The organism is Chitinophaga agrisoli (assembly GCF_008386695.1).
GTDB lineage: Bacteria > Bacteroidota > Bacteroidia > Chitinophagales > Chitinophagaceae > Chitinophaga > Chitinophaga agrisoli.
The window spans coordinates 267,692-290,940 of sequence record NZ_VUOC01000002.1; the positions used below are offsets into that span (position 1 = coordinate 267,692).

Genomic DNA, 23,249 nt, shown 5'->3' on the forward strand with positions numbered 1-23,249 from the left:
TGGTTCATAAAATGCGGCGTGCACAGGGCCCGCCCTATCATATAACGTACTACAGTTTAATTTGTTACAGTATATATATCTAGTTCGCGCTAAAGGTCTGCATTTCTATCAATCTGCGGTAAAGCCCGTCTTTTTCAAGCAGTTGTACATGTGTTCCCTGCTCAACAATGTTGCCATTATCCAAAACAATGATGAGGTCCGCATTCTGGATGGTGCTTAAGCGGTGGGCTATCACCAGGGAGGTACGGTTTTTCATCAGGTTATTGAGCGCCTCCTGTACCAGCTTTTCGGATTCCGTATCCAGTGCGGAGGTAGCCTCATCCAGCAACATAATGGGCGGGTTGCTCAACACGGCCCGGGCAATACAGATACGTTGCCGCTGGCCGCCTGATAACTTAACGCCTTTATCCCCAATATTCGTCTGGTAGCCATGCTCCGTATCCATAATAAAATTATGGGCGTTGGCGATCCTGGCGGCGGCCTCTACCTCCTGCGGGGTAGCGTCCGGTTTACCAAAGGCTATATTATTATATACTGTATCATTGAACAGTATGGATTCCTGGTTTACGATGCCCATCAGCGAGCGGAGCGAGTCTGTGGTCACTGACCGGATACTTTTGCCATCCACCAGTATATCGCCGGACTGCGGCTCTATAAAGCGGGGGATCAGGTCCATAAGGGTAGTTTTACCCGCCCCGGAAGGGCCTACCAGCGCCACAGACATTCCCTTGGGAATGGTGAAACTGATGCTGTTCAGCACCGGGCGCTCATTATAGGCAAATTTCACCTGGTCAAAATGGATGGCGTTCTCAAAACCGCCCACGGGTTTAGCGTCCGGCGCATCCACGATCTGGGAGCGCTGGTCTATCAGGGACAGTACCCGTTCCCCGGCTGCCAGCCCGGAGTGTATATTGCTGAATGAGGCGGATATGGCCTTAGCCGGGCGCATGATCTGTGAGAATAGTGCTATATAGGCTATGAACGAGGCCGCATTCAGGTCCCCGTCATGGGCAATTACCAGGGAACCACCGTACAGCACAATACCGGATACCATCATGATACCCAGCGTTTCTGATACCGGCGAAGCCATTTGCTGCCTTTTTACCATGGCGCGGACAATATTGGAATAATGCACGTTTTCCTTGTGAAAACGGTCCTTTATATAGGGAGTGGCATTAAACGATTTAATGATCTTGATACCGCTGAGCGCTTCCTCCAGGTAACTGATCATGGTGCCGTAGGAGATATGGGCAGCTGCTGCCTGCTCCTTTAGCTTGGAAACGATCTTGGATATAATAAAACCCGCTACCGGGATGATGAGCATGGAAGCCAGCGTAAGCTTGTACGAGATAATAAACAGCATCACCAGGTAAGTAAGCAGCGTAAGCGGCTCCTTAAAGATCACCTGCAGGGTACCCGTTACGGAATATTGCACTGTTTGCACATCCGAAGCGATCTTGGCCATAATATCCCCTTTACGCTCATTGCTAAAATAGCCCAGGTGCAGGTCCATTATATTGTTAAATACCGATTTACGCAGGTTCAGCAGGGTATGGATCCGCAGGTTTTCCATCGTACGTTCCGATAAATACCGGAATATGTTCCCCAGTAAAACGGAGGTGATAATGGTCAGACATACGAACTTGAGGGTGTTCAGCAAGCCGTACTTGTGATTAACCACTGCGGAATAATAGATCAATGTTTTAAAGATATCGTAGGTGTGCGCCGGTTTGGGCGGAATAGCGCCGGATGCATTCTGATCAAAGAGCGTAGTGAGCAACGGCGCCAGCAATGCCAGGTTCAAAGCGCCAAACAACACTGAAAGCAATGTGAAGATGATATACGGGATAGCATACTTTTCAATTGGTTTCGCAAAAGACAACAGCCGGAAATACGTTCTCATTATTATTATTATAAATATATATATAAAACTCCAAAATTAATAATTATTTAAAGACTCTCCCAAATAGCTGTGTTCGTACATACTCTTTTCCCTGCCGGGAATGGTTGTTTAAAATGGATAGCAACACCAGGATAATATCAACCTACAATTCGCGCAAAAGGAGGACAGACAAGGTTTTGTAACGGGGGCATAGGAATATGATTGCCAGGACTTTACATAGCTTTATCTTGTTATTAACTGGTTGAAATCTTTTTTTCTCCGATGATAGTTTTCCATATACTCACCAGCTGTTGGGCGCCCCAGCTTCTTCATTTTCAAAAATATAAAACTTCTTTATATTTTACAATATTTCAGTGTTTTATGCTTAATAATTTTATTTGATTGCTGTAAACAGGGTCATTTACGGCCGTTCTTTATTTTAAGAGTTATTTAACACAGGGCTACACGCGCCCGGGGTCTCCCGCAAGACAGGCCACCCTATCGGATAACAATTAAACTATATATTTATCTGCGGTAAAGTCCGGCATGATGATTAATTTTGCGGTTCAAATGAGTGATTTAATGACGAATGTTAAGCCGGACCATCATGTGCCTTTAGTTTCTGTGATCATTCCTAACTATAACCATGCTGCCTACCTGGAGGAACGGATACAGTCAGTTTTGAACCAAAGCTTTCCTGATTTTGAAGTGATCATCCTGGACGATTGCTCTACCGATAACAGCCGGGCCATCATTGAACGATACCAGGACCATCCCAAAGTAAGCAAGGTTATTTATAACGAGGAAAACAGCGGCAGCGTATTCCGCCAGTGGAAAAAAGGCGTGGCGAACGCCCGTGGTAAATACATCTGGATGGCGGAAAGTGATGATTATTGCGAAGCCTCCCTGCTGCAGCACCTGGTAAACGGCCTGGAGGCGCATGCCCAATGTTCCGTGGCCTATTGCCAGTCCAACATCATCGATATGAACGGCCGGATCACCTGGCAATCCCGTCATAACAAACTAACGGATACCATTGATGGCCGCGCGTTCATTCACCATCACCTGGCCATGTATTGTTCCATTTTTAACGCCAGCATGGCCATTTTCCGGAAAGAGCTGTTCAGCGCTGTGAGCGAGGAGTACCTGACATTCCGGTTTAGCGGCGATTGGTTCTTTTGGGTGGAGATGTGTAAACTGGGCGATGTTTTCATCAGCGGCCGCACGCTGAATTATTTCCGTAACCATACGGGAGATGTAACTACCACGGCTGTACGCACCGGCCAGAACTATATAGAGGCTACCCGCATTATCATCAAACTCTATGATGAGCAGCTGATACCCCGTAAAGTGTACCAGCGCGCCTTCCGCAAGCAATACCGCCAGTATTGGGAAAGACGGCGGGAGTTTAACGGGGCTGTGCTGGAGAACCTGCGCGCCTGCTTCTACGATCCGCAACGTACGCACCTGTCGCCGCTTATGCTGCGCCTGGACGCGTGGTGGAAACATACCCGTAATAAGTTTTCTAAAAAATAGCTATCCCTGCACATGAAGATATTATACGTTACCGATCACCAGAAGATATTTAAGGCCAGCTATGGGTTCATCAGCGATTATATGAACGATCTGCTGTTCTATGGCTTATACGAACTGTTTGGCGATGATGTTACAGACAGCACCCAGATCGTATCCCTGTACAAAGACCAGCAGCAAACCGTGGATCCTAAAAGCATATGGGGCGGTTTTACCGCATTCTGGCTGATAGGCGATAATAAGATCGACCGTTCTGATATCGAACAAAAAATAAAGAACCGTTATTACGACCTGGTGATCTATGGGGCTATTAACCGCTGCGACGATTACCTGCGGCTGGTGAAACGCAAGTACCCGGCCAATAAGATCCTGCTGGTAGATGGCGCGGATGAAACAGGCGTGCTGCCCCTGCATAATAAGTTTCCCTATTTTAAACGGGAACTGACACAACGGCTTAAGAACACTTTTCCTATATCCTTTGGCATACCGGAGCAGAAAATGCACCCTACCCCGGTGATGGATAAACAACAGCTTTTCAGCAGCATTATACCCGGCGTAAAAGAAACCTATACCTTTAAAGAGGAACAGCCTTATTATGATGATTACTACCATGCACACTATGGCGTAACTACCAAAAAGGCTGGCTGGGACTGTATGCGCCATTATGAGATCCTGGGTAATTACTGCCTGCCTTATTTTCCCGGGCTGGAGAACTGCCCGGAGCTTACGATGCAGGATTTCCCCAGGGAGCTGGTGAAACAAGGCATGCTGCTGATGCATGCCAGGCAGTTTGATACCGCCCATTACCAGGAGATAACAGACAAGGCCTACCAGCACACGCTGGCGCATCTGACAACAAAGGCAGTGGCAAAAAAGGTAATAGATACCGCTATTTCGCTATAAAAAGGAATTTTATTATTTTGGCGGCCTATGCGAATGATCCCCACTACAGGAAGCTTGTTCTTCCTCTTGTCCTGTTATCTGCTACTGGCGAACAATGTTGCAGCGCAATCCGGTCCGGAACTGCTTACTTCTCCGGAAACACCTGTATTGCTGGCCAAAGACAGTACACGGGAAAAAGTATACAATGTAAAGTGGAAGTATGAGCTACCAGGGGCTGTTGGCTTTGTGGTGGGTTCCTATTTCCTGTTCCCTGCGCTGGACAGGAGCTCTGCCTTTGATGTAAGCGACCTGGCCAAACTAAACCCTGATGATGTAAATGGGTTTGACCGTCCTATCATCTTCAAGGACCCTAACGGTTTTGCCAATGCGCAAAAACATTCTGATTTCTGGCTCAACCTTTCTATCGTAAGCCCCATTGTACTGGGTTTGGATAAAAAAGTACGGAAAGACTGGCTGGATCTGATCTCGCTATACCTGGTCACCCATGCGGTGGATAACAGCGTTTATTTTGCGCTGGCCTTCCCTATCCGCAGGGCGCGGCCTTTTACCTATAATCCAAATGTAAAAGTGGAAGACCGCGTTGGCCTGGCCAAAAGCAATTCCTTCTTCAGCGGCCACGTATCATTTGCGGCCACCTCCACCTTTTTCCTGGTGAAGGTATTTACGGACTATCATGAGATCAAAGGCTGGAAAAGGCTGCTCTTATATGCAGCCGCTACCGTACCGCCTTCACTGGTGGGTTATTACCGCATGGAAGCGGCCCGTCACTTTAAAACAGATGTGCTCCTGGGCTTACTGGTAGGCGGCAGCTCCGGCATACTGGTACCAGAGCTGCACCGTAATAAAAAGAAGGACGCCCGGCTGACGCTGGAGCCATATTACGGCACACAGTCCACCGGGGTCACTATGCGGCTGGCGCTACGGTAAGCACGCTTAACCGTTGCGCTTATTGCTGCCCACTAACAGCACTACGCCTACAACGGCTACAATGCCGCCGGCATAGGTGGGCCAGCCTACCCATTTATTTTCCTTTTTATTCACTTCCACCGGGCCCAGATCCACTACTTTTTTCTCGGTCTGCACGGAGAATCCGCGGATAATGATCATGGCAATACCGGCGATGATCAGAATGATGCCTAATGTTTTCATGCGTGTGTGGTTTACAGGTATGTTACAATCGTTATGCCATATCTCGTTCAGGGGTGCGCACAAAGGCGTACTTCCGGATTGTGACAGATTTTTGCGATTTTTACGGTGATTTGATTAAACGGGCCAATCATGTTCGCACCACTTTTTGATTTCCTGGAGCAATTCCGCAGTTTCAGCCATGAAGATAAAGCGCTGATCAGTGAGCAGGTACATCACCGGCAGGTGAAGGAAGGAGAATTGTTATTACAGGAAGGCAGCCTGGCGCGGGAGCTGTTCTTTATCAGCCAGGGCATATTGAAGATCGTGACCATTAATGGCAAAGGCAATGAAGTGACCCAGTTCTTCCTGAAGGAAAACCAGTTCTGCACTATTCTTAATAGTTTTAATAACCAGGTACCGGCGCATGAAAGTATTGTAGCCGCCTGTAATGGGGAGCTGATCGTTTTTCCAAAGGATCACCTGTTACGGCTGTATGAGCAACTGCCTTATATGAAAGAGCTGATCACGGGCATTACCCAAAATACCCTGCTGGAAAAGATCCGTGTGCGGAATGGCTATATGGGAGAAGACGCCGCTACCCGGTATGAGAAATTCCTGGAAAAGCAGCCGGAAATTGCGCTAAGGGTGCAGTTGAGCGATGTGGCCTCTTACCTGGGCGTTACCCCGCAGTCACTGAGCCGGATCCGAAAAAACATGCGATAATCTTAAGAAGCCTGCGCCCATCGTAGTTCAGGGTAGGTGTATGGCCAGGCATAACGTCTTAAATTTCCGGCCGGAAAATAGCGCATCTAAGCCGGATTACATAGCCACCGCGGCCTTTGCCCACTCCTGCATGTAATAAAATATTTTATGGTATTATCCTTATTTCCTATCTTTAATAACGAATTTAGCCCCAATGCAATAGGCCTTATATAATAGCAGGCAGGTTTTAGTTATTCTTATTCATGTGATCCACGAATTCTTTACCCCAATTAAATAGTCATCTATGATAGACTTTTTGCAGAACCTCCAGACAGAAGAGCACAATTTCCAGGAGACTTTTGAGAACGCACACCATGACGAAGAGATCCTGACCAGGGATATCCCTACCTCCCAGGACATTTGCGGCATGGAGATAAGATTGTCCGATGTAATGATCATTGACAACAAAACGCCCAAAGTATTCCCCTTTCCCGGCCTGGCAAAGGTGTATTTCATGAACCTGGTGGTATCTGACCTCTCTGCAGACCCGGTTTCCATAGATCTGAAAGGATTTGAGAAGATAGATGACGGCGAAAAGCTGAACGTAGACAAATCCCTGTTCTACTGGAAGGAAACAGAAGCAGACAAACGGGCGCCTTCCCAGATCCATGTGTTCTGCTCTATTATCAAGAGCAAACAATCGCTGCGGGATGTAGCGGAGGTAATGGGGAATGTAAAGAATGATGAAAGCTACAAGCAGGTGGTGGATACCCTGGCCGGTATCGTAAAAACAGCCACCAGCCTTACCTCTGTCAGCAGCCTGATATTCCAGGTGGCCGGCATCGTAGGCAACTACCTGGGTAAGGTGGACGATAAGCCACTGCTCACATGGGTACAGAGTTTCACAGATATCAGCGGTGATTTTGATGTGCTGGGCACAACAGATAAAGCCGCGGAGAACAAATTTGCTTCAATGAAATTATCCATCACCATCAGGGATACCGCCCGTCAGAAAGAAGCGGACTTAAAAAGCGCCGCTACCTTGCAGCCGAACGGCCTCTGAGCTATTGTTTAGATTAACCCCATCTGATGTGTCATGAAAACCGTGTACATAGCGTTTGCCAACAGTAATGATCATCCATTGCCCTCCCTTACACGGGAATATAATGGTGTGTATACCACCTTACTGAACCAGCATAACAACGCTTTTCTGCTTTACCAGGACCAGTATGCAAATATTGCCAATATCAATATGCAGCTGGACCAGTTTAACGATCAACTTGCCATCTTCCATTTCAGCGGGCATGCCGGCAGGGATGCCCTGCTGCTTACTGACCAGCAGGCCAATGGCAATGGTATTGCCCAGCAGCTGGGCAAAAGCGCACAACAGGGCGCGCTGAAGCTCGTAGTGCTGAATGGCTGCTCCACCGCCGGACAGGTAAAGGCCCTGCTGGAGCAGGGCGTGCCTGCAGTAGTAGCCACCAATGCGCCGGTGGAAGACGCCAGCGCCACAGAGTTCTCTCTGCGCTTTTATAAGAACCTGTGTGTAAAAAGGATGAGCATACGGGACGCCTTTAACGACGCCCTCTCCGCCGCCCAAACAGCTACGCAAATGCCGCTTACCGTAGCCGGTAACCTGCAGCATGGGCGGGACCTGGGCTTCCTGGCCACCGTGCCTAAGGAAACCGGCATGTGGGAACTGTTTTACAAACAGCCTTCCGATGTGGACCTTAACCCGGTGCCCATTGCCTCCGCTGCCACCGCGCCCAAGGCATACACCCCCAATGAGCAGCTGACGGAATCCCTTTTCAATACCCTGGCCGCCACCGGCAATGAGGATATGATCTACCTGCAAAAGAAGGCGCAGACAGAGGGCGTATCTACCAGCAAGATCCAGAAGGCTTTGCTGGATGTGCTGCCCTATCCCGTTTCCGCCCATCTGCAAAAACTATTCTCCGCAGACCAGGGGGATGATGGTTATGATAAAGCTGGCCCCCGGCGTTTGGGACAGGTAGGGCTGTTGTTCCATATCGTTTCTGAATTCCTGGGCTTTATCGTGATCTCCCAACTATGGGAGCTGAAACTGAAAAAACAAGTAGTACAGCTGCCGGACCAGGTCATGGCGCTGCTCACCAATTTCTTTAAGCTGAACCGGAACGAAAGAGCGGTGTTTGATTATATCCGCTTTATCCGCGATCTGCGCCAGGCCTTTAAAGACTCCTCCTGCGATAAGATCTGGTTCTTTATGGAAGAGCTGGAGCAGCTGGAAGAGCAGCCCGGCGAAAGCAGCCCGTTCTCAGAAGCCTGCGATTATCTTACCCATATCCGTAAGATCACGGTAGAGAAGAAAGTGCCGGATGCGGATATCATCGATATGTGCATTGCCTCTGAGGATATGCTATGCAAATTCTTTGAGAAACTGGGCTTCCTGCACCTGTATACCCTTACCAGCATACAAAGCATATTGATAGAGAAATACCGGCATAATACGCCGGAAGAAGCAGAATACAACCACCGGGTAGTAAAACTGATGGACGCTTTTGGCAGCCAGGAGCTGAATTATTACCTGCTCTCCAAATACATTGATAACAGCGGCGTGATCATCACCAAACAGCAGCTGCCGCCTTTTGATATCAAAAGACGGATCTATAAAGGAGAGCAGCTGGCTTTCCTGAACCTCTCTCCTTTTGTAATAGACCGTAACGCCTTTGAGAGCCGCAGCGACCGCTCCAACCTCATGTTCTTTGAATTGTACAGCGAGGATAACTGCTGCACTTTTAAAAGCGTGATGCGGCCGGAAAAAGAAGCAGACCTGCTGAAGATACCATTGGATGATGATGCCGTGGCATTTACGCCGGAAGAGCTGGAGCAATACCGCGCCGTAAGGCTGCAATTCAATGCCTTTAAAAAAATCTCCTGACCGAATAATATTCCGGATATAATGTCGTCACCACAGCTAAAATCGCCTTTTAAATTCCTTGATCCATACGGACCGCAGGACAGTGAGATCTTCTTTGGCCGGAAAGACGAGGAAGACCTGTTATACCAGTACATTAATAAAAACCGGCTGGTGCTGGTCTATGGCACCTCCGGCACCGGTAAGACCAGCCTGGTGCAGTGCGGCCTTTCCAAACGCCTGGAGGTAACAGACTGGGTGCCGTTCTATATACGCCGGGGCAATAACATCAACGAATCTGTGACCCGTGCGCTGCATGGGTGCAAGGCCATGCAGGACAGCGATATTGTGGCAGACGGCAATGGCTCCCTCATAAAAGCGCTGGAACAGGTGAATGTTTATTACCTGCGCCCGGTGTACCTGATCTTTGACCAGTTTGAGGAGCTGCTGATCATGGGCGATGAGGATGAAAAACAGGCGTTCATTAAACTGGTGCATACCATTTTCACCTCTCCGCAAACTAAGTTCTGCAGCCTGCTCTTTATCCTGCGGGAAGAGTATTTTGCGTGGATGGAGCCGTTTGAGAAGCTGATACCCGGCTTTTCTGACCGGCGCCTGCGGGTGGAGAATATGCGCCCGCAACAGGTAAAGGATGTGATCCTGCGCTCCTGCGAGGCATTCAATATCACCCTGGAAGACGGCAGCAAAAACATAGACCAGATCATTGATACCGTTGCCAACAAAACCAATATCCCCCTGCCCTACCTGCAGGTATACTTAGACCAGCTATGGCGGGAAGATTATAAACGCACCTACCCGCAGGGTTATCCCGGCAAGGAAGATCCGCCCCCGCTGGTGATCACCACCAAAGAGATAGAAGCCTGCGGTAAGATCAAGGATGTATTACAGCGTTTCCTGGTAGAAAGAAAGGATACCATACAGAAAGAGCTAAAGGAAAAGTTCCCTAATATACCGGACAATTTCACCGCCAAGGTGCTGGACTCCTTTGTATCTTTTAAAGGCACCAAACGCCCCCTGGCCTACCAGGTAGAGAACGACAATATTGTGCTTTCCTCCACCACGGCGCCGGAGCTGGCGGACCTGCCGGCCAATGCGCTGCATAACTGCCTCACAGAACTGGAGCGCAGCCGTATTATACGTATGGACGGCTCTTATGTAGAGCTGGCGCATGATGTGCTGGCCGCGCTGATAGACGATATGCGCAGTGATATGGAAAGACGGCTGAACGAGATCCGCTACCAGATCTCCAACCGCCGGGAAGAATACCGCTATACGGGCGATGTACTGTCTATTAAGGAATTGAATTATTACGATGAATACCTGGATAAGCTGCATCTGAATGATGAGCTGATGAACTTTTACCGGTTCAGCCAGCAGAAACGGCTGGAAGAAGAGGATAATACCCGTGGCCTTAAGAAACAGTTGTACCGGCGCAAATTACTGGGATACCTGAGCCTTATACTGATACCGGTGGTCTTTTTGCTTACCATCACCATCCGGAAGATCAGCCGCGACTCTAACCGCAACCTGGGCCTGTTGTTCCTGGCCTCCAAACTAAAGACCACCACTAAGCTGAATGGTCTTAACATGATCCCTATTATAAAGGAAAAATTATATGGTGAAGACAGTGCCGCCGTAAACGCCACCCTGCTGGAATATATGCAAAGCCAGGATGTGCAGTCCCTTTTCAGCGCATACAGCGATACCCTGGCCAGCACCAGCCTGGCAGAAGCAGAGATCAATATATCGCCGGACGGGCGCTACATACTTTACCTGGACAAAAAAGACACCAGCTGGGTTGTAAGGGATGATACCGGTGGGGTGCAACGACGTTTTAAGGATGTAGAGTACGTATATTTCACCAACCGGGCGGCCATTGCCGTTATTGCCAAGAAATATACGCCGCCGGCCGTAGCCACCAATTCCGTATTGCAGAACAATTATGCCGGCCTGCCCCGTGATGTGCTCATTTACGACTGCAACACCGGCGATACGCTGGCGTATATACAATTGAGATACCAGCAGTATATGTACCCCTTCCGTTTTGTATACCGGCGTTTTGAACGGGAGTATGACTCCTACCGTGTACGATACCTGTCTAACGGCAACCTGCTGCTGCCCTATTGCGAAATAGACCGCAACGGTATACAGAAAGGCAAGGTAAGGCTGATGCGCGATACCCTGGTGGTACAGGAGCTGCCCTCTGAGCTCAGCATCAGCACCGCCAAGGATAATTCCATGTTTATGACGGGCGCCTTATACGCCAGCCCCACCTTCGACGCCAATGTTTACAATGCCAATGGCGAGCGCACCGGTATCATAAACGGCGCTTATTTTGCAGACTTCTCCGATGACGAGGGTATTTTCTATACCACCAAAGATTTCCTGTATGCCGTCAAGGGCAGGGATACGTTCCGCACCGTAGCCTTTGATCCACGTTATGCCTATGCGGATATTGACAAAGATTTCCTGCTGATGGAAACCAACAGCGTAGGCACGCCGGATACCCTTCAGATCAAACATATCCGCACGGCCGGTACTTTCACCTACCCGGAGAAATTGATCGGCATCAACTATGACCAGCAAGTGGTCATTACCCAGTTTAAACGGAGACCCCTTAGCGCAGATCAACCGCCACCGGCCACGCTTTACCGGCGTCCCTTCCAGCGCGGAGCGGTGCTGAGCTACACCATACAGGAAGGCATTAACAAAGCGGTATATAACAGCGCGGTGGATGAGATCATGGTGCTGACCGCCACTAACCGGCTGTTATTACTACGCAGTAATATGTCCGTTAAAACGGCCTTACAGCTTACGCCCAATGATGTATTTGGTTTGTCGAAGAACGGGAAACGGTTCTTTTATGTGCGGGATCAATACCTGACTGTTTTCAACAATGACAGCGCTAATGTAAACGTGTTTGACCCGGTGCAGAGCGCCAAACTGCTGGAAGGGCCTTCCCCCATCTACCAGCCACTACCGCAGGATACGCTGCGTGCATACGGGCTGATATTTAAATAGTGCGTACCTGGGCCACTACCTGGTCTATTACGGTTTCCAGTTTATTGATCAGGACGCCGGCTTCTGCTGTGCCAGCCTCTTCATGATCCATCCTTTCCAGTGCGCGGATATCCTGCTGCAGGGAGGTAATGGCCATTGTATCCAATGCAGACTTGAGGCGGTGCGCCTGCGCGGCCATAGCGGCAAAATCCTTTTTTTCATATGCCTGGCGGATATCTTTTACGCTGCTGGGGGCCTGCTCCAGGAACAGGTTGATCATCTTGCGCAGGAAAGCCTGATCGCCCCGGGCAATATGCTCTATTTTCTGTAAGCTGTACAGTTCATTTACTTCCATAAGGAATATATTTATACGGGGAGCACAATTTCTTTATTCTGTATCATCTTATAAATGGTGGACTTTCCTATGTCCAATATGTCTGCCACTTTCTGGATATTGTTATTGTTGGCCTTCAGGAGGTGGCGGATGATCCCGATATTATATTCCTTCATTGTTTTGGCGTCAGACAGCAGGAAATTATCACCCCCCACCGTGTTGAGGTGCAGGTCGTCTGCCGTTACTTCCTGCCCGTTGCTCATTACGGCGGCCAGTTCTATGACCGCTTTCAGCTCGCGCACGTTACCGGGAAAAGGGTATTGTTTCAGCATTTCCTTGGCGCTGTTGCTCAGCTGCAAGGGGCCCAGCTTATTGGTCTTACAAGCCTCCTGCAGGAAGGATTTTGCCAGCATCAATACATCGTTATCCCGCTGGCGCAGGGGCGGCAGCTCCACCGGCAGGCCCATAATACGGTAGTAAAGATCTTCGCGGAAATGGCCCTCTTTTACTTCCTTCGCCAGGTTGCGGTGGGTGGCCACGATCAGGCGCACATCCAGTTTTACTTTCTCATTTCCTCCTACCCGCACCAGCTCCCTTTCCTGCAGTACCCGCAGCAGTTTGCTTTGCAGGTTCAGGTCCAGCTCTGCTATCTCATCCAGGAACAGGGTACCTTTAGCCGCTTCTTCGAACTTGCCGATCTTACGGGCGATAGCGCCGGTAAAAGCGCCTTTCTCATGTCCAAACAGTTCGCTTTCCAGCAGGTCTGCCGGTATAGCGGCCATATTCACCGGTACAAACGGTTTTTTAGCGCGCTCTGAGTTATAGTGGATGGCTTTGGCCACCAGCTCTTTGCCGGTGCCTGTTTCGCCTGTTACGGATACGTTTATGCTGGTGCGGGCGGCTTTTTCCATAATGGCAAAGACCCGTTTCATGGCGGCAGAGGAGCCCAGTATGGTCTTTTCAAACTCATATTTCTGTCCCAGCTCTTCGCGCAGCTGCTCCACCTCCTGTTTCAGGCGCTGGTTTTCGCGGATGCGCACGATGCTGTTCCATAACAGGTCCTTGGTATGATCGTCTTTTACGAGGTAATCGTTAGCGCCCATTTTAAGCAGTTCTACCGCGGTGCCTACATCTTCCTGTCCGCTGATGAAAATCACGGGCAGGTCCGGGTTGGCGGAACGGATGCGCTGCAGCAGCTGCTTGCCGTTCATATCGGGCAGGGAATAATCGATGGTAATAAGCTGAGGTCTTTTATGTAATTGCGCCAGGCATTGGCTGCCGGAGGTAAGGCGGGTGATCTGGTATTCGGGGTTCAGTGTAAGGTGATATTCCAGGATCTCTCCGTACCAGGGATCATCTTCAACAATGAAAATGCTATAGCTATCCATAGGATAATGGCCTTTTATACCGGAATTTAAGGAAAATCCCTGGATTTCAGCACACTAGCCTACTTCTTCATACAGCTGACGGAGCATTTCGCCCCGTACATTCCAACGGAACAGCTGCCAGTAACGGTGCATGGAAAGATATCTTTCGCGGTGGTACAGGGCAGGGCGGAAATAGAGCTCCTGCAGCTTAGCGGCCAGGTTGGCCACGGTGGCGTCATAGCCGCCTACCGGTACGGATAAAGTGGACTGCGGGTGGATGAACTCGCCAGCGCCGCAGTTCTGCAGGCATACTACCGGCAGGTTATAACTCATGGCCTCCGGCACTACCCTGCCCGCCGCCTCGTGGGAGGGGAACAGGAATGCCGCGGCCAGGCGGTACAGCGCGGCCACTTTCTCCCGGGGCATCCATTCGATGAATACCACTGCCTGCTCTATCTTCTCTTTTTTCACCAGCCCTTGCAGGAAGGATTTAAGCGGCCCGCTGCCAGCCAGCACCAGCTGTACTCTCTGCTGATGCGCGTTGCTTAGGTTATGATAAAACTGCGCAAAACTTTTAATGGTCAGGTCAAATCCCTTTACCGGCACAAACCGTCCTACCGATAATACCCTGAACTTATCTTTTTCTCCCTCTTTATAGATCGTTTCGTCCGTAGCCACAGAAGGGTGCAGTATAAAATTGTTCTTCAGGTGCAGGCGTTTTGCCGCCTCACTGTTCATACAGATAATACGGGCCGCTTTCTTGCGGGCCAGCCAAAGGAAGGGATCCGCATGCCAGCACAGCTGTTTAATGGACCACCCGGCGCGGTCTTTCAGGTAAGCCCGCCAGCCGTAGACCGGTAGCAGGAACTGCCTCGGTATCTGCGGCTGGTGGCCTATCTGCCCCCATACCAATGGCTTCCCCAACATCCACAGGAAAGTAGGCGTCCAATCATTCGACACGTTCAGGTTGTGCACAATATCAAAGCCATCCCTTTCCATCCATAACCACGGTATAAGGGTTAACTGCCAAACATAATAGTACCACATCTTCAGCAACGGTCCTTTTTCCCAGCGGGTAATCCATGTTGGCCAGTCAAAATACAGGAAGCGGATATTACGCAGCAATACTCTTTCCTCCGGGTGCTCCTGTAAATATCTTTCTATTGGTAATCGGTTATTTCTCCTTGTAACGGCAATCACGTAATTGAACCGGGCGGCCTGTAAGAGCATATGCCACCCCATGGTGTCTTCGCTGCCTATATATGGATTCACTGCGTAGGCAGTGATCAGTATCGTCTTCATCGTCTTTACTTTTAAGTGTTCCGGTTTGGTAAGAAACCGCCATACTGGCTGTAGAAACAACCTGTCTATTTCAGGCGGTAATAACCATATCCTATGAAAAACCTAGTTAAGTAACGTTTATCGAAAGAGTCGAAATTTTCAGATTTGATTAGTAGGATGCGATTGGCGTGCCATAAGTGCAATTAATTAATAATCAATGGATTAACAGTTGGCATGGGAGGTGATTTTTCCACCTGGTGGAAAGCTGGTCTATAAAATAGAAAAAGGAAGTAAGTTGAAGAGGCGCCGAAAGGGAAAAAAGCTATTTGCGGGATAAATACCCACAGGTTATTCCCATAACTACTGGCTATCTAAGTCTTTTCAACACGTTACGCACGTTAACAGTTAGCATTATACGCAGTAAATCTATCCTGGACTAACATAGCTTCGTGGATGCAGTGTATATCAAATTTCAGTCGATCGGATTAAAGATATCTATTTTTGCGCCCACTTAAGTCTAAATTGTAGTAATTTTGATGCTCAAACATTGATTTATTTAAATCCATAAGTTAGCTAACTTCACTGAATCAGGAGTTTAATCATATATGAGATCTTCACTAGTTGTAAAAAATTTTGGTCCGATCGATTTTGTGGATTTAGATCTTCGAAACGTAAATGTATTTATAGGGCCCCAGGCAAGTGGTAAAAGTGCTTTGGCCAAGCTCTTAACAATTATGAAGGCTCCAAGAAGATTTTTGAGATTCACAGACTCAAGCAAATCAAGCTATGAACATACTCAAAACTCGTTTTTCGGCATATTAGAAGAATACAATGTATCCTCCTTTTTAAAAAGGAATACTGAGATAAATTTCAGTTCTGAGCTGCATGATATAAAATATAAAGACGGAGAATTAATATACACGCCAAAACTGTTAAATGCTATTGATGAGATTGAATTATTGAAAAGCAACTTTGAGCACAATACTGACAGGCTAACGATGCTTATTAAGCAAATAACCAACAAATTTATCTTTATAAACTTGCATGTTAGCCGTATTCTTCACGGAGAGCATAGCAAAATTCTCTTTACCTCTGATAGTGCAAAACTTTTCTCCTCCGAAAAGTTAGATGCTATTATATCAGTACTTAAGGAAACAGAAGCAAATCTAAGCTCCAATACTGCATTATACATTCCTTCGGAAAGGGCTTTTATAAACATCATCAAGAATGCCTCCCTTAATCTGATTCACAATAACGTTCCCATACCTAAGCACATTTTGGCTTTCGGGGCGGAAGTTGAGAAATCTGTAATCAGGGAGATTGATCTTAGTTTTTTACATAAAAAGCTCATCTATAGAAATATTAATGGTGAGGATAGGATATTTACTGAGCACGGGGACAACATAAAGCTTACCGAAGCGGCATCCGGCATACAAAGTGTTTTACCAGTATTAATTCCAATTCTACACCACCAAGGTGCTGCTGGGCATCGGTCATTTGTGATAGAGGAACCGGAATTAAACTTATTTCCGCTAGCGCAATATGAGTTAATAAAAAAACTAGAATCAACCAGAAGAGAGGCCGTTTGGGATGATTATGGTTCAATACATACATATACAACACACAGTCCGTACATTTTGTCGGCGTTGAATAATTTACTATATGCCAACAAAATTATTTCCACCGAGAGAGAATTCAAAGGAGGTATTCAAAATGATAAGCGCAAAAAAATAGAAAATGCAGTTTCACAGGTTGTTTCGTCCAACATAAACCCTTATTACTTTACAGCTTATCAGATACGTGATGGCCGTGCAGAATCTATAATAGACAGAAATTCAGGATTAATTATGAACAACTATATCGATGAGGCATCAGACACGCTTGCTGATGACTTTGATGCACTGCTTAACATAGAAAAACAATGGAGGAATTTTTAAGAATTCGACTGGGAGATTGCAAATACAACCACCAATCTAAATGTGCACATCCTAGCCCTTATGTAATATTAGACAGCCCGAACATATTCATTACTGATCCCGGAGGGGAGTTCCCTGTTAAAATTGCGTTAGAAGACCATGATGCGCACCTGGCAGTAAGTAATCCCAATGGCACAACTGTTTGTGTAGTTAAAACAGACAATTGTCTATTTAACGACGATACTAAAAAATGTGATTGCTTTGTTTTCAGTAACGATAAATTTTATTCTGTTGAGATAAAGGAAAACTCTTCTGGAAACAGAAATAAAAAAAGGAATAAAGCTGTTGAACAGCTTACCGCTACCTTTGAGTTTTTAATTCGTTCCGGAATAGACCTGTCTCCTTATGAGGTTAAAGCCATTATCTGTTTTTCCAGAAATGACCAATACCCTATTCGAGCCTCTTCCAATAGCCAAAGAGCAATATTTCAATCCAGATTTAATGCAAGCCTGGAAGAGGGAAATGTCATTACCATATAATTTTAAGCGTAAAGCAAAGGGCTTCTGGCGTGCCACTTAAACCCTTTTATTTATCAAGTTGGTTAACTTCCACCGCATTACAACATCCATCATATGAAATCCTCACTCATTGTAAGCAATTTTGGCCCCATTGAATTTGTGGACCTGGATCTCCGGATAGTAAATGTGTTTGTTGGCCCACGGACAAGCGGTAACACTGCCCTGGCGAAATTGCTGACCATTCTACAGGCGCCGGGACAATTCTGGAGGCCTGATGATCCGGGAAAAACAGATTTTGAATATAGCGGCTACTCGTTTTCAGCGGCACTTCAAGCGTATAATATATTACCGTTCTTACAACGCAATACGGAGATAGTTTTCACTTCTGAGATCCATACTATAAAATACAGCGAAGGAAAATTAATATATACTCCCATGCTGTTAAATACCATCAACGAGATCGAATCCCTAAAAACTGATTTTGCTGCCAACAGTAAAAAACTAAGGGCGCTTTGTAATGAAATAGATGAAAAATTCCAGTTTATAAGATACATGATTGCGGATGTACCGCCTGTCACTGATCATGACCTCCTGTTTACCGATGCGCTTGCAACTAATCTTACCGAAGAAAAGTTAGCTGCTATCATAACAGCGCTTAAGAAAACGGAAGCTGATCTGAGTACTCATGCGGCTTTATACATTCCCTCCAAAAGAGACGATATCAATATTACGGGACACCGCTCATTTGTGATAGAAGAGCCGGAATTAAACCTGTCGCCTTCTGCACAATATGAGCTGATGAAAAAACTGGCATCGGCCAGAAATAAAATGTTTGGGGTAAGCTATGGATCAATACATACCTACACCACCCAGAGCCCATATATTTTATTGGCGTTGAATAATTTACTGTGTGCTGATAATGTGATTTTCACCTGGCAGGTTATGCACAAGCAATCAGGCAATATATCATACGAGCAGCTTGACAGCACAGAAAAAACGGTTTTACAGATTGTGCCTTCTCCCATTAACCAGTATTTTATGCCAGCCTACCGGATAGCTGACGGCCGTGCGGAGTCCATATTAAATAGAAGTGAAGGGTTAATAAGACACGGGGATACAGGTGAAGTATCCGGTGCTCTTGCGGAGGATTTTGAGGTGCTGTTTAACATGGAAAAACAAGGCCAGGAGTTCTAAGCAATTGCTTTTAAGCAAAGCAAAAACGGCTTTAAGCATAATGCTTAAGCCGTTTTACTATTTATCAATCAATCATCCATCTAATTATAAGTGAGGTAAGCCATTCATTGCGGTTACAATACGCACTATCCAACGCCCAATGAAGTCAGCAAAATGGCCTATGTTCCGGAAAATCGGTTTCATGCAGAATCTACATTTAAGTAATTCAGTTTTAGAAAAGCCGTCATACTGATTGTAGAAACAATCTGTCTGTTTCAGGCGGCGTTAACCATATCCTATGAAAAACCCGTTTAAGTAGATGCGATTGGCGTGCCACAACTGCAACTGACTAATTATCAATAGATTGACAGTTGGCTTGGCAGGTGATTTTTTCACGAGATGGAAAGTGGGTCTATAAAATAGAAAAAGGGCCGCTCCCGTAGAGAGCAGCCCTTGCCAATTTGCTATAAAACTGTTTATAATACCAATGTCATGATAGAATGCGGCAGGCTTTCCGTAGCCGCAGCCTTACCCTTGATCCACAGATTAAACGGTATATGTTGTGAGGAGGTGTTCATCACTACTACGGCTATACTGCCATCTGTATTCCGGAATGCGGTAGACTGCAGGAAATACCGGCTGCTGGAGGCGGCAATACGCTTTGCTCCCGGGTGAATGAATTTAGAGAAGTGGCCAATATACCAATACGCATTGGTGAATACCAGCTTACCACCCTGTGTATCGCCATGTACCGGCGCAAAACAGAAATTGCCCACATGGTTAGGGCCGCCATGCTCATCCAGCAGTACGTTCCAGTCTATCCAGGCGGCGGTGCCGTTATTAAAATCGTTGATCATGGAGTAACCATACCTTTCGCCCAGGCTCCAGTTATTTACGCTATCCATATTGAACTTTTCTTTACACCCTTCCGTAAAGACCAGGTGTTTATCCGGGAAGGCCTGCGATACCAGGCGCAGGTTATCGAACTGCATGTTGCCGCCGGTCCAGGTCTCGTACCAGTGAAAGCCAATGCCCCATACATATTTTGCAGCGGCTGCATCTTCCAGGATGGTGCTGGCGCGCTGGTACACCAGGTCGCGGTTATGGTCCCAGGCAATCAGCTTTTTGCTATCCAGGCCGTTCTTTTGCAAGGTGGGGCCCAGGTAGGTCTTAATATAATCACGTTCTTCTTCCGCGGTGTAGATACAGGATTCCCAGCGCTGTTTGGCCATGGGCTCATTCTGTACGGTGAGGGCCCATACCGGCATGCCTTTCTCTTCATACGCCTTTATGAACTTCACCACATAATCCGCCCAGTGCTGGCGGGCAGCAGGTAGCAGTTTACCGCCCTGCAGCATACTGTTGTTATCTTTCATAAAAGCGGGCGGGCTCCAGGGGCTTACCAGCAGGGAGAGTTTGTTGCCGGATGCGGCAATGGCCTTTTTAATGAAAGGGATCTTGAATTTCTCATCATGGGCCAGGTTAAAGGTGGCCAGCGTACTATCCCCTTCATTTACATAGGTGTAGCTATCACTGGAAAAATCGCAGCTGTTGATATTGGTGCGGCCCAGCGTGTAACCGATGCCTTTTACCGGGTCAAAATAGGCGGTCAGCAGCGAGTCCTGGGCGGCCTGCGGCAGTTTGGCAAAGGTTTCTGCGGCAGCATCCGTGAGCGCGCCGCCAAAACCTTCCATTTGCTGGAAAGTGGCTGCCGGATCTACGAATACGCAGGGCTCTGTTTCAAAGGGCTGGGCCCTATCTGTAAAGCTAAGCGTGTCCGTAGGCGTTATCCTGTAACTGGTGCTGTCTGCGGTGGTGTAAACTGTTACCGGGCGGCTGGTGATACCGGCTGTATCCGTTTTGGCCTCCTGTTTTGTGGCGGTCTGCGGCTGGCAGGCGCCCAAAGCGGCGGCTGAAAAGATCAGAACGTACTTTTTCATAACGCTGTTAGGTAGGTGATAAATATGTTTTAATGGATAAGGGGTGTAAGATAAAGTATTTTGGCATTTCCAGGAGGCAAATTGGGGTCTTTGGGGGCTAATACCGGCGTTAAACGGGTGTTGCTGTTAAACGGGACCGTTTAACAGCAACACTTATTTATTATCCTTTATTACAAGGCGTTAGCAACGCTGTCCTGTCAGGTCCTCTATCGCTTTGCAAAGCTGGGTTTTGGTGAATGGTTTTTCCAGGAAAAGATCCGCGCCGCTTTCCAGCGCTACATCTCCTGCGGCCACGTCTATCCCGGAGATCATGATCACCTTTGTGGCGGGATAGTTTTCTTTGATATAGCTCAGGAAGTCCAGGCCAAAACCATCCGGCAGGCGGTTATCCAGTAACACAATGGATGGCGGCTGTTGTTGAAAATATTCCACAGCATCGGAAATAGTTTTTACATGTTCTACTTCCAGGTCTTTGCTATCCAGCAAAAGATTGATCAGGAGGCACATTTCGCCTTCGTCTTCGATAATCAGCAGCTTCTGTTTTAGCGCAGATTCTACAGTAGCGTTGTTCATAAAGTTGGTTTTAAACGATATGTTTCAGTTTTACATAGTATGTATAATAAAAACCGTACCAGCCCGGGCGGGCATCATGGGGTGGGGATCAATGGCGGTCTTCTGTGGGTAACGTGATCATAAATTCTGAACCTTCATTGAGCTGGCTTTTTACGGCAATAGTACCGCCCAGCAGCTCCACATAACGTTTAATGATATGCAGCCCCAGTCCGGTGCCTTTTATGTTGCCGGTATTGGATGCGCGGAAAAACCGCTCGAACAGGTGCTGCTGGTCATCCGGTGAGATGCCAATACCCTGGTCCTTTACCGTTAGCTGCACTTTGGCGGGATCTGCATAGGTGGTAATGGTCACTGTGCTGTTCTCCGGGGAATATTTGACGGCGTTAGACACCAAGTTGGTGATAATATGGTCGATAAAGGTCCTGTCCAGCGAAACCTGTTCCTCTCCGTGATGATCATACCTGATCACATGGCCGGATTTAGACACGGAGCGGAAGTTCTCGCACAGGAGATTTACCTGGTCGCGCAGGTTAAAGGCCGTCCGTATGGGATTTACTTTTCCTTCTTCTATTTTCTCCAGGGAAAGGAATTCCTCTAATGTGGCCACCAGTTCCCGTACAGAGGTCTTAATGCGCAGGATATGTTTATCGCGTTTTTCCTGTGTTTCCGTGGTACGGTACTGTTCCAGCAGGGATACGGAAGAAAGGATGGTGCTAAGCGGGGTGCGGAACTCATGGGAAGCCAGGGATACAAAGTTCGATTTCATTTGGTTCAACTCTTTTTCCTTTTCCAGGGCTTTGTTCCTTTCATCCTCCGCTTTGCGGGTCTTATCGAAGTAATAGTAGATGGAAACAAATGTCAGTATCAATAATAAGAAAAGTAATCCCACCACTACCAGGAAGAACTGGTTGGTAAGGGTGATCCGGCGGTCATTATTTGCTTCCCGCTGTGCCAGCAGGTGGTTCTCTTCATTACGGATATGGTCCAGCAGGCTGCTGATCTCTGTATAATATACCATTTGCTGCCGGAGGTAGTTGGCAAATTCTTCCGGCGTCAGCACTTTTTGATCCCGCCGTACGATCATACTATCACAAAAGGTCTGGAGGTTCGCCAGCCATACCTGCAGGTCTTTGATCCTTGCCTCCTGGGCTGCGTTATCCCTGGCCAGGCCTGCCAGCTGTTTACTCCGGTATATGAGGGAATCATTCGTTTTGTAGTAGTTATCCAGTCCGCCGGGCTCTGTGCTGCGCATATGGTTCCGGTGCTCCCATTGCAGGTTCTTGGATAAGGAGCTGATCAGCAGTGTTTGTTCGATCACATCATAGGTATGCCTAACCCAATAATTGGTGTTCTCTGCCGCGCGGTTATTACGGTAAAAGAAAATGCATACGGCAATCAAACTGGCCAGGATCACCAGGAAGAAAATTAATATTCGCTTGGAAAAAGAAAACAGATCATTGGCTGTAGACGCTAATCTTGCTTTCATTTATGGCTATTTAGGGTTATTATCTTTTGGTTGCCCGGCTAATTTAGCGATTAATTTAATAATCGGGGAACACCAGGGGTGTCCCGCTATTATCATGCCTTATCAAACAAGTACGCCAGGTATTGCTGTAATACCAGGGCATGGGTATGCGCTTCGTCTTTGGCGGCGTATACGAGGGTGAGTATTTTGTCTTTTTTGTGCGCGTCAACAAAACTGGCCACATGATCATTCTCCTTCAATTCTTCCTTATACCGTTGCTGAAAAACTTCCCAGCGTTCCGGTTTATGACCAAACCAGGTACGCAGGGGCGGGCTGGGCGCCAGGTCTTTTTCCCAAGCGTCTATAGCAGCTGCCTCCTTTTTCACGCCCCTGGGCCAGAGGCGATCTACGAGTATACGGTGTCCATCTGATTCTTTAGCATCTTCATAGATGCGTTTGATCTTAATTATTGATTTCAGATTAAAAGCATTTTAAATATGAGCAATTTATATACGTCGATTAAACAAAAAACTAGATGAAAATTCTTAGCTAAGAATCAGCAAAAACTTGAAGCTTCTCGTCCTATATTGCGTGGCATTGTACCAAGACAACAATTC

At 47.4% G+C, this 23,249-nt stretch carries 19 protein-coding genes; 10 read left to right on the forward strand and 9 right to left on the reverse strand.

The features are described from left to right. Positions 1-79: 79 nt before the first annotated feature. On the reverse strand, positions 80-1,903 hold the full coding sequence (locus F0L74_RS08540) for an ABC transporter ATP-binding protein (RefSeq protein ID WP_149837444.1): 1,824 nt from the start codon (positions 1,901-1,903) through the stop codon (positions 80-82). Between the two features lie 549 nt (positions 1,904-2,452). On the opposite strand from F0L74_RS08540, the gene F0L74_RS08545 reads away from it, so the two are divergent. Genes F0L74_RS08545 through F0L74_RS08555 form a run of 3 tightly spaced genes read left to right on the forward strand, consistent with a single transcriptional unit; the run spans position 2,453 to position 5,245 of the window. Next, positions 2,453-3,418 carry a glycosyltransferase family 2 protein gene (locus F0L74_RS08545; protein ID WP_497707332.1) on the forward strand — a complete coding sequence of 322 codons (966 nt, stop codon included), beginning with the start codon at positions 2,453-2,455 and terminating at the stop codon, positions 3,416-3,418. A 12-nt stretch (positions 3,419-3,430) separates the two neighbouring features. Next, positions 3,431-4,318: a hypothetical protein gene (locus F0L74_RS08550; protein ID WP_149837446.1), complete on the forward strand. Its 888-nt coding sequence runs from the start codon at positions 3,431-3,433 to the stop codon at positions 4,316-4,318. Positions 4,319-4,345: 27 nt separating this feature from the next. After that, positions 4,346-5,245, forward strand: a complete 900-nt coding sequence (locus F0L74_RS08555; RefSeq protein WP_149837447.1) for a phosphatase PAP2 family protein — start codon at positions 4,346-4,348, stop codon at positions 5,243-5,245. A gap of 6 nt (positions 5,246-5,251) precedes the next feature. On the opposite strand, the gene F0L74_RS08560 is transcribed toward F0L74_RS08555, so the two are convergent. Then, positions 5,252-5,467, reverse strand: a complete 216-nt coding sequence (locus F0L74_RS08560; RefSeq protein ID WP_149837448.1) for a hypothetical protein — start codon at positions 5,465-5,467, stop codon at positions 5,252-5,254. Positions 5,468-5,596: 129 nt separating this feature from the next. Here F0L74_RS08560 and F0L74_RS08565 point away from each other — a divergent pair, with 129 nt between their 5' ends. The 4 genes from F0L74_RS08565 (at position 5,597) to F0L74_RS08580 (ending at position 12,086) form a co-directional block, all read left to right on the forward strand. Beyond that, the gene (locus tag F0L74_RS08565) at positions 5,597-6,169 is read left to right on the forward strand and encodes a Crp/Fnr family transcriptional regulator (RefSeq protein ID WP_149837449.1); all 573 of its coding nucleotides are present in this window, start codon (positions 5,597-5,599) and stop codon (positions 6,167-6,169) included. 283 nt (positions 6,170-6,452) lie between these two features. Then, positions 6,453-7,211: a hypothetical protein gene (locus F0L74_RS08570; RefSeq protein ID WP_149837450.1), complete on the forward strand. Its 759-nt coding sequence runs from the start codon at positions 6,453-6,455 to the stop codon at positions 7,209-7,211. Positions 7,212-7,244: 33 nt separating this feature from the next. After that, the gene (locus F0L74_RS08575) at positions 7,245-9,068 is read left to right on the forward strand and encodes a CHAT domain-containing protein (protein ID WP_149837451.1); all 1,824 of its coding nucleotides are present in this window, start codon (positions 7,245-7,247) and stop codon (positions 9,066-9,068) included. A 21-nt stretch (positions 9,069-9,089) separates the two neighbouring features. Next, positions 9,090-12,086 (forward strand): ATP-binding protein, encoded by a 2,997-nt coding sequence (locus F0L74_RS08580; protein WP_149837452.1) that lies wholly within the window; start codon positions 9,090-9,092, stop codon positions 12,084-12,086. On the opposite strand, the gene F0L74_RS08585 is transcribed toward F0L74_RS08580, so the two are convergent. The 3 genes from F0L74_RS08585 to F0L74_RS08595 are packed head-to-tail and all read right to left on the reverse strand — an operon-like array spanning position 12,079 to position 15,068. Next, positions 12,079-12,420: an Hpt domain-containing protein gene (locus tag F0L74_RS08585; protein ID WP_149837453.1), complete on the reverse strand. Its 342-nt coding sequence runs from the start codon at positions 12,418-12,420 to the stop codon at positions 12,079-12,081. The genes F0L74_RS08580 and F0L74_RS08585 overlap by 8 nt on opposite strands. 11 nt (positions 12,421-12,431) lie before the next feature. After that, positions 12,432-13,787 carry a sigma-54-dependent transcriptional regulator gene (locus tag F0L74_RS08590; RefSeq protein ID WP_149837454.1) on the reverse strand — a complete coding sequence of 452 codons (1,356 nt, stop codon included), beginning with the start codon at positions 13,785-13,787 and terminating at the stop codon, positions 12,432-12,434. Positions 13,788-13,841: 54 nt separating this feature from the next. Beyond that, entirely contained in the window at positions 13,842-15,068 is a 1,227-nt protein-coding gene (locus F0L74_RS08595) for a glycosyltransferase family 4 protein (RefSeq protein ID WP_149837455.1), read from the reverse strand. Between the two features lie 584 nt (positions 15,069-15,652). Between F0L74_RS08595 and F0L74_RS08600 the strand changes: the two genes are divergently transcribed. The 3 genes from F0L74_RS08600 to F0L74_RS08610 all read left to right on the forward strand — a co-directional run bounded on the left by F0L74_RS08600 (position 15,653) and on the right by F0L74_RS08610 (position 18,675). Beyond that, positions 15,653-16,984, forward strand: coding sequence for an AAA family ATPase (locus tag F0L74_RS08600; protein ID WP_149837456.1), 1,332 nt, complete (start codon positions 15,653-15,655; stop codon positions 16,982-16,984). Continuing rightward, entirely contained in the window at positions 16,969-17,502 is a 534-nt protein-coding gene (locus tag F0L74_RS08605; protein ID WP_149837457.1) for a hypothetical protein, read from the forward strand. Before F0L74_RS08600 ends, F0L74_RS08605 begins: the two co-directional genes overlap by 16 nt. Before the next feature lie 138 nt (positions 17,503-17,640). Further along, on the forward strand, positions 17,641-18,675 hold the full coding sequence (locus F0L74_RS08610; RefSeq protein WP_149837458.1) for an OLD family protein: 1,035 nt from the start codon (positions 17,641-17,643) through the stop codon (positions 18,673-18,675). A gap of 455 nt (positions 18,676-19,130) precedes the next feature. On the opposite strand, the gene F0L74_RS08615 is transcribed toward F0L74_RS08610, so the two are convergent. From F0L74_RS08615 to F0L74_RS08630, 4 genes are all read right to left on the reverse strand, one after another. Further along, a complete protein-coding gene (locus F0L74_RS08615) occupies positions 19,131-20,594 on the reverse strand; it encodes a glycoside hydrolase family 30 protein (RefSeq protein WP_149837459.1) in 1,464 nt (487 codons plus the stop codon). Positions 20,595-20,774: 180 nt separating this feature from the next. Then, complete coding sequence (locus F0L74_RS08620) at positions 20,775-21,167, reverse strand: response regulator (RefSeq protein ID WP_149837460.1); 393 nt, start codon at positions 21,165-21,167, stop codon at positions 20,775-20,777. 88 nt (positions 21,168-21,255) lie between these two features. Further along, the gene (locus F0L74_RS08625; RefSeq protein WP_149837461.1) at positions 21,256-22,653 is read right to left on the reverse strand and encodes a sensor histidine kinase; all 1,398 of its coding nucleotides are present in this window, start codon (positions 22,651-22,653) and stop codon (positions 21,256-21,258) included. A gap of 92 nt (positions 22,654-22,745) precedes the next feature. Further along, positions 22,746-23,111 (reverse strand): DUF488 domain-containing protein, encoded by a 366-nt coding sequence (locus tag F0L74_RS08630; protein WP_213086977.1) that lies wholly within the window; start codon positions 23,109-23,111, stop codon positions 22,746-22,748. Between the last annotated feature and the right edge of the window lie 138 nt (positions 23,112-23,249).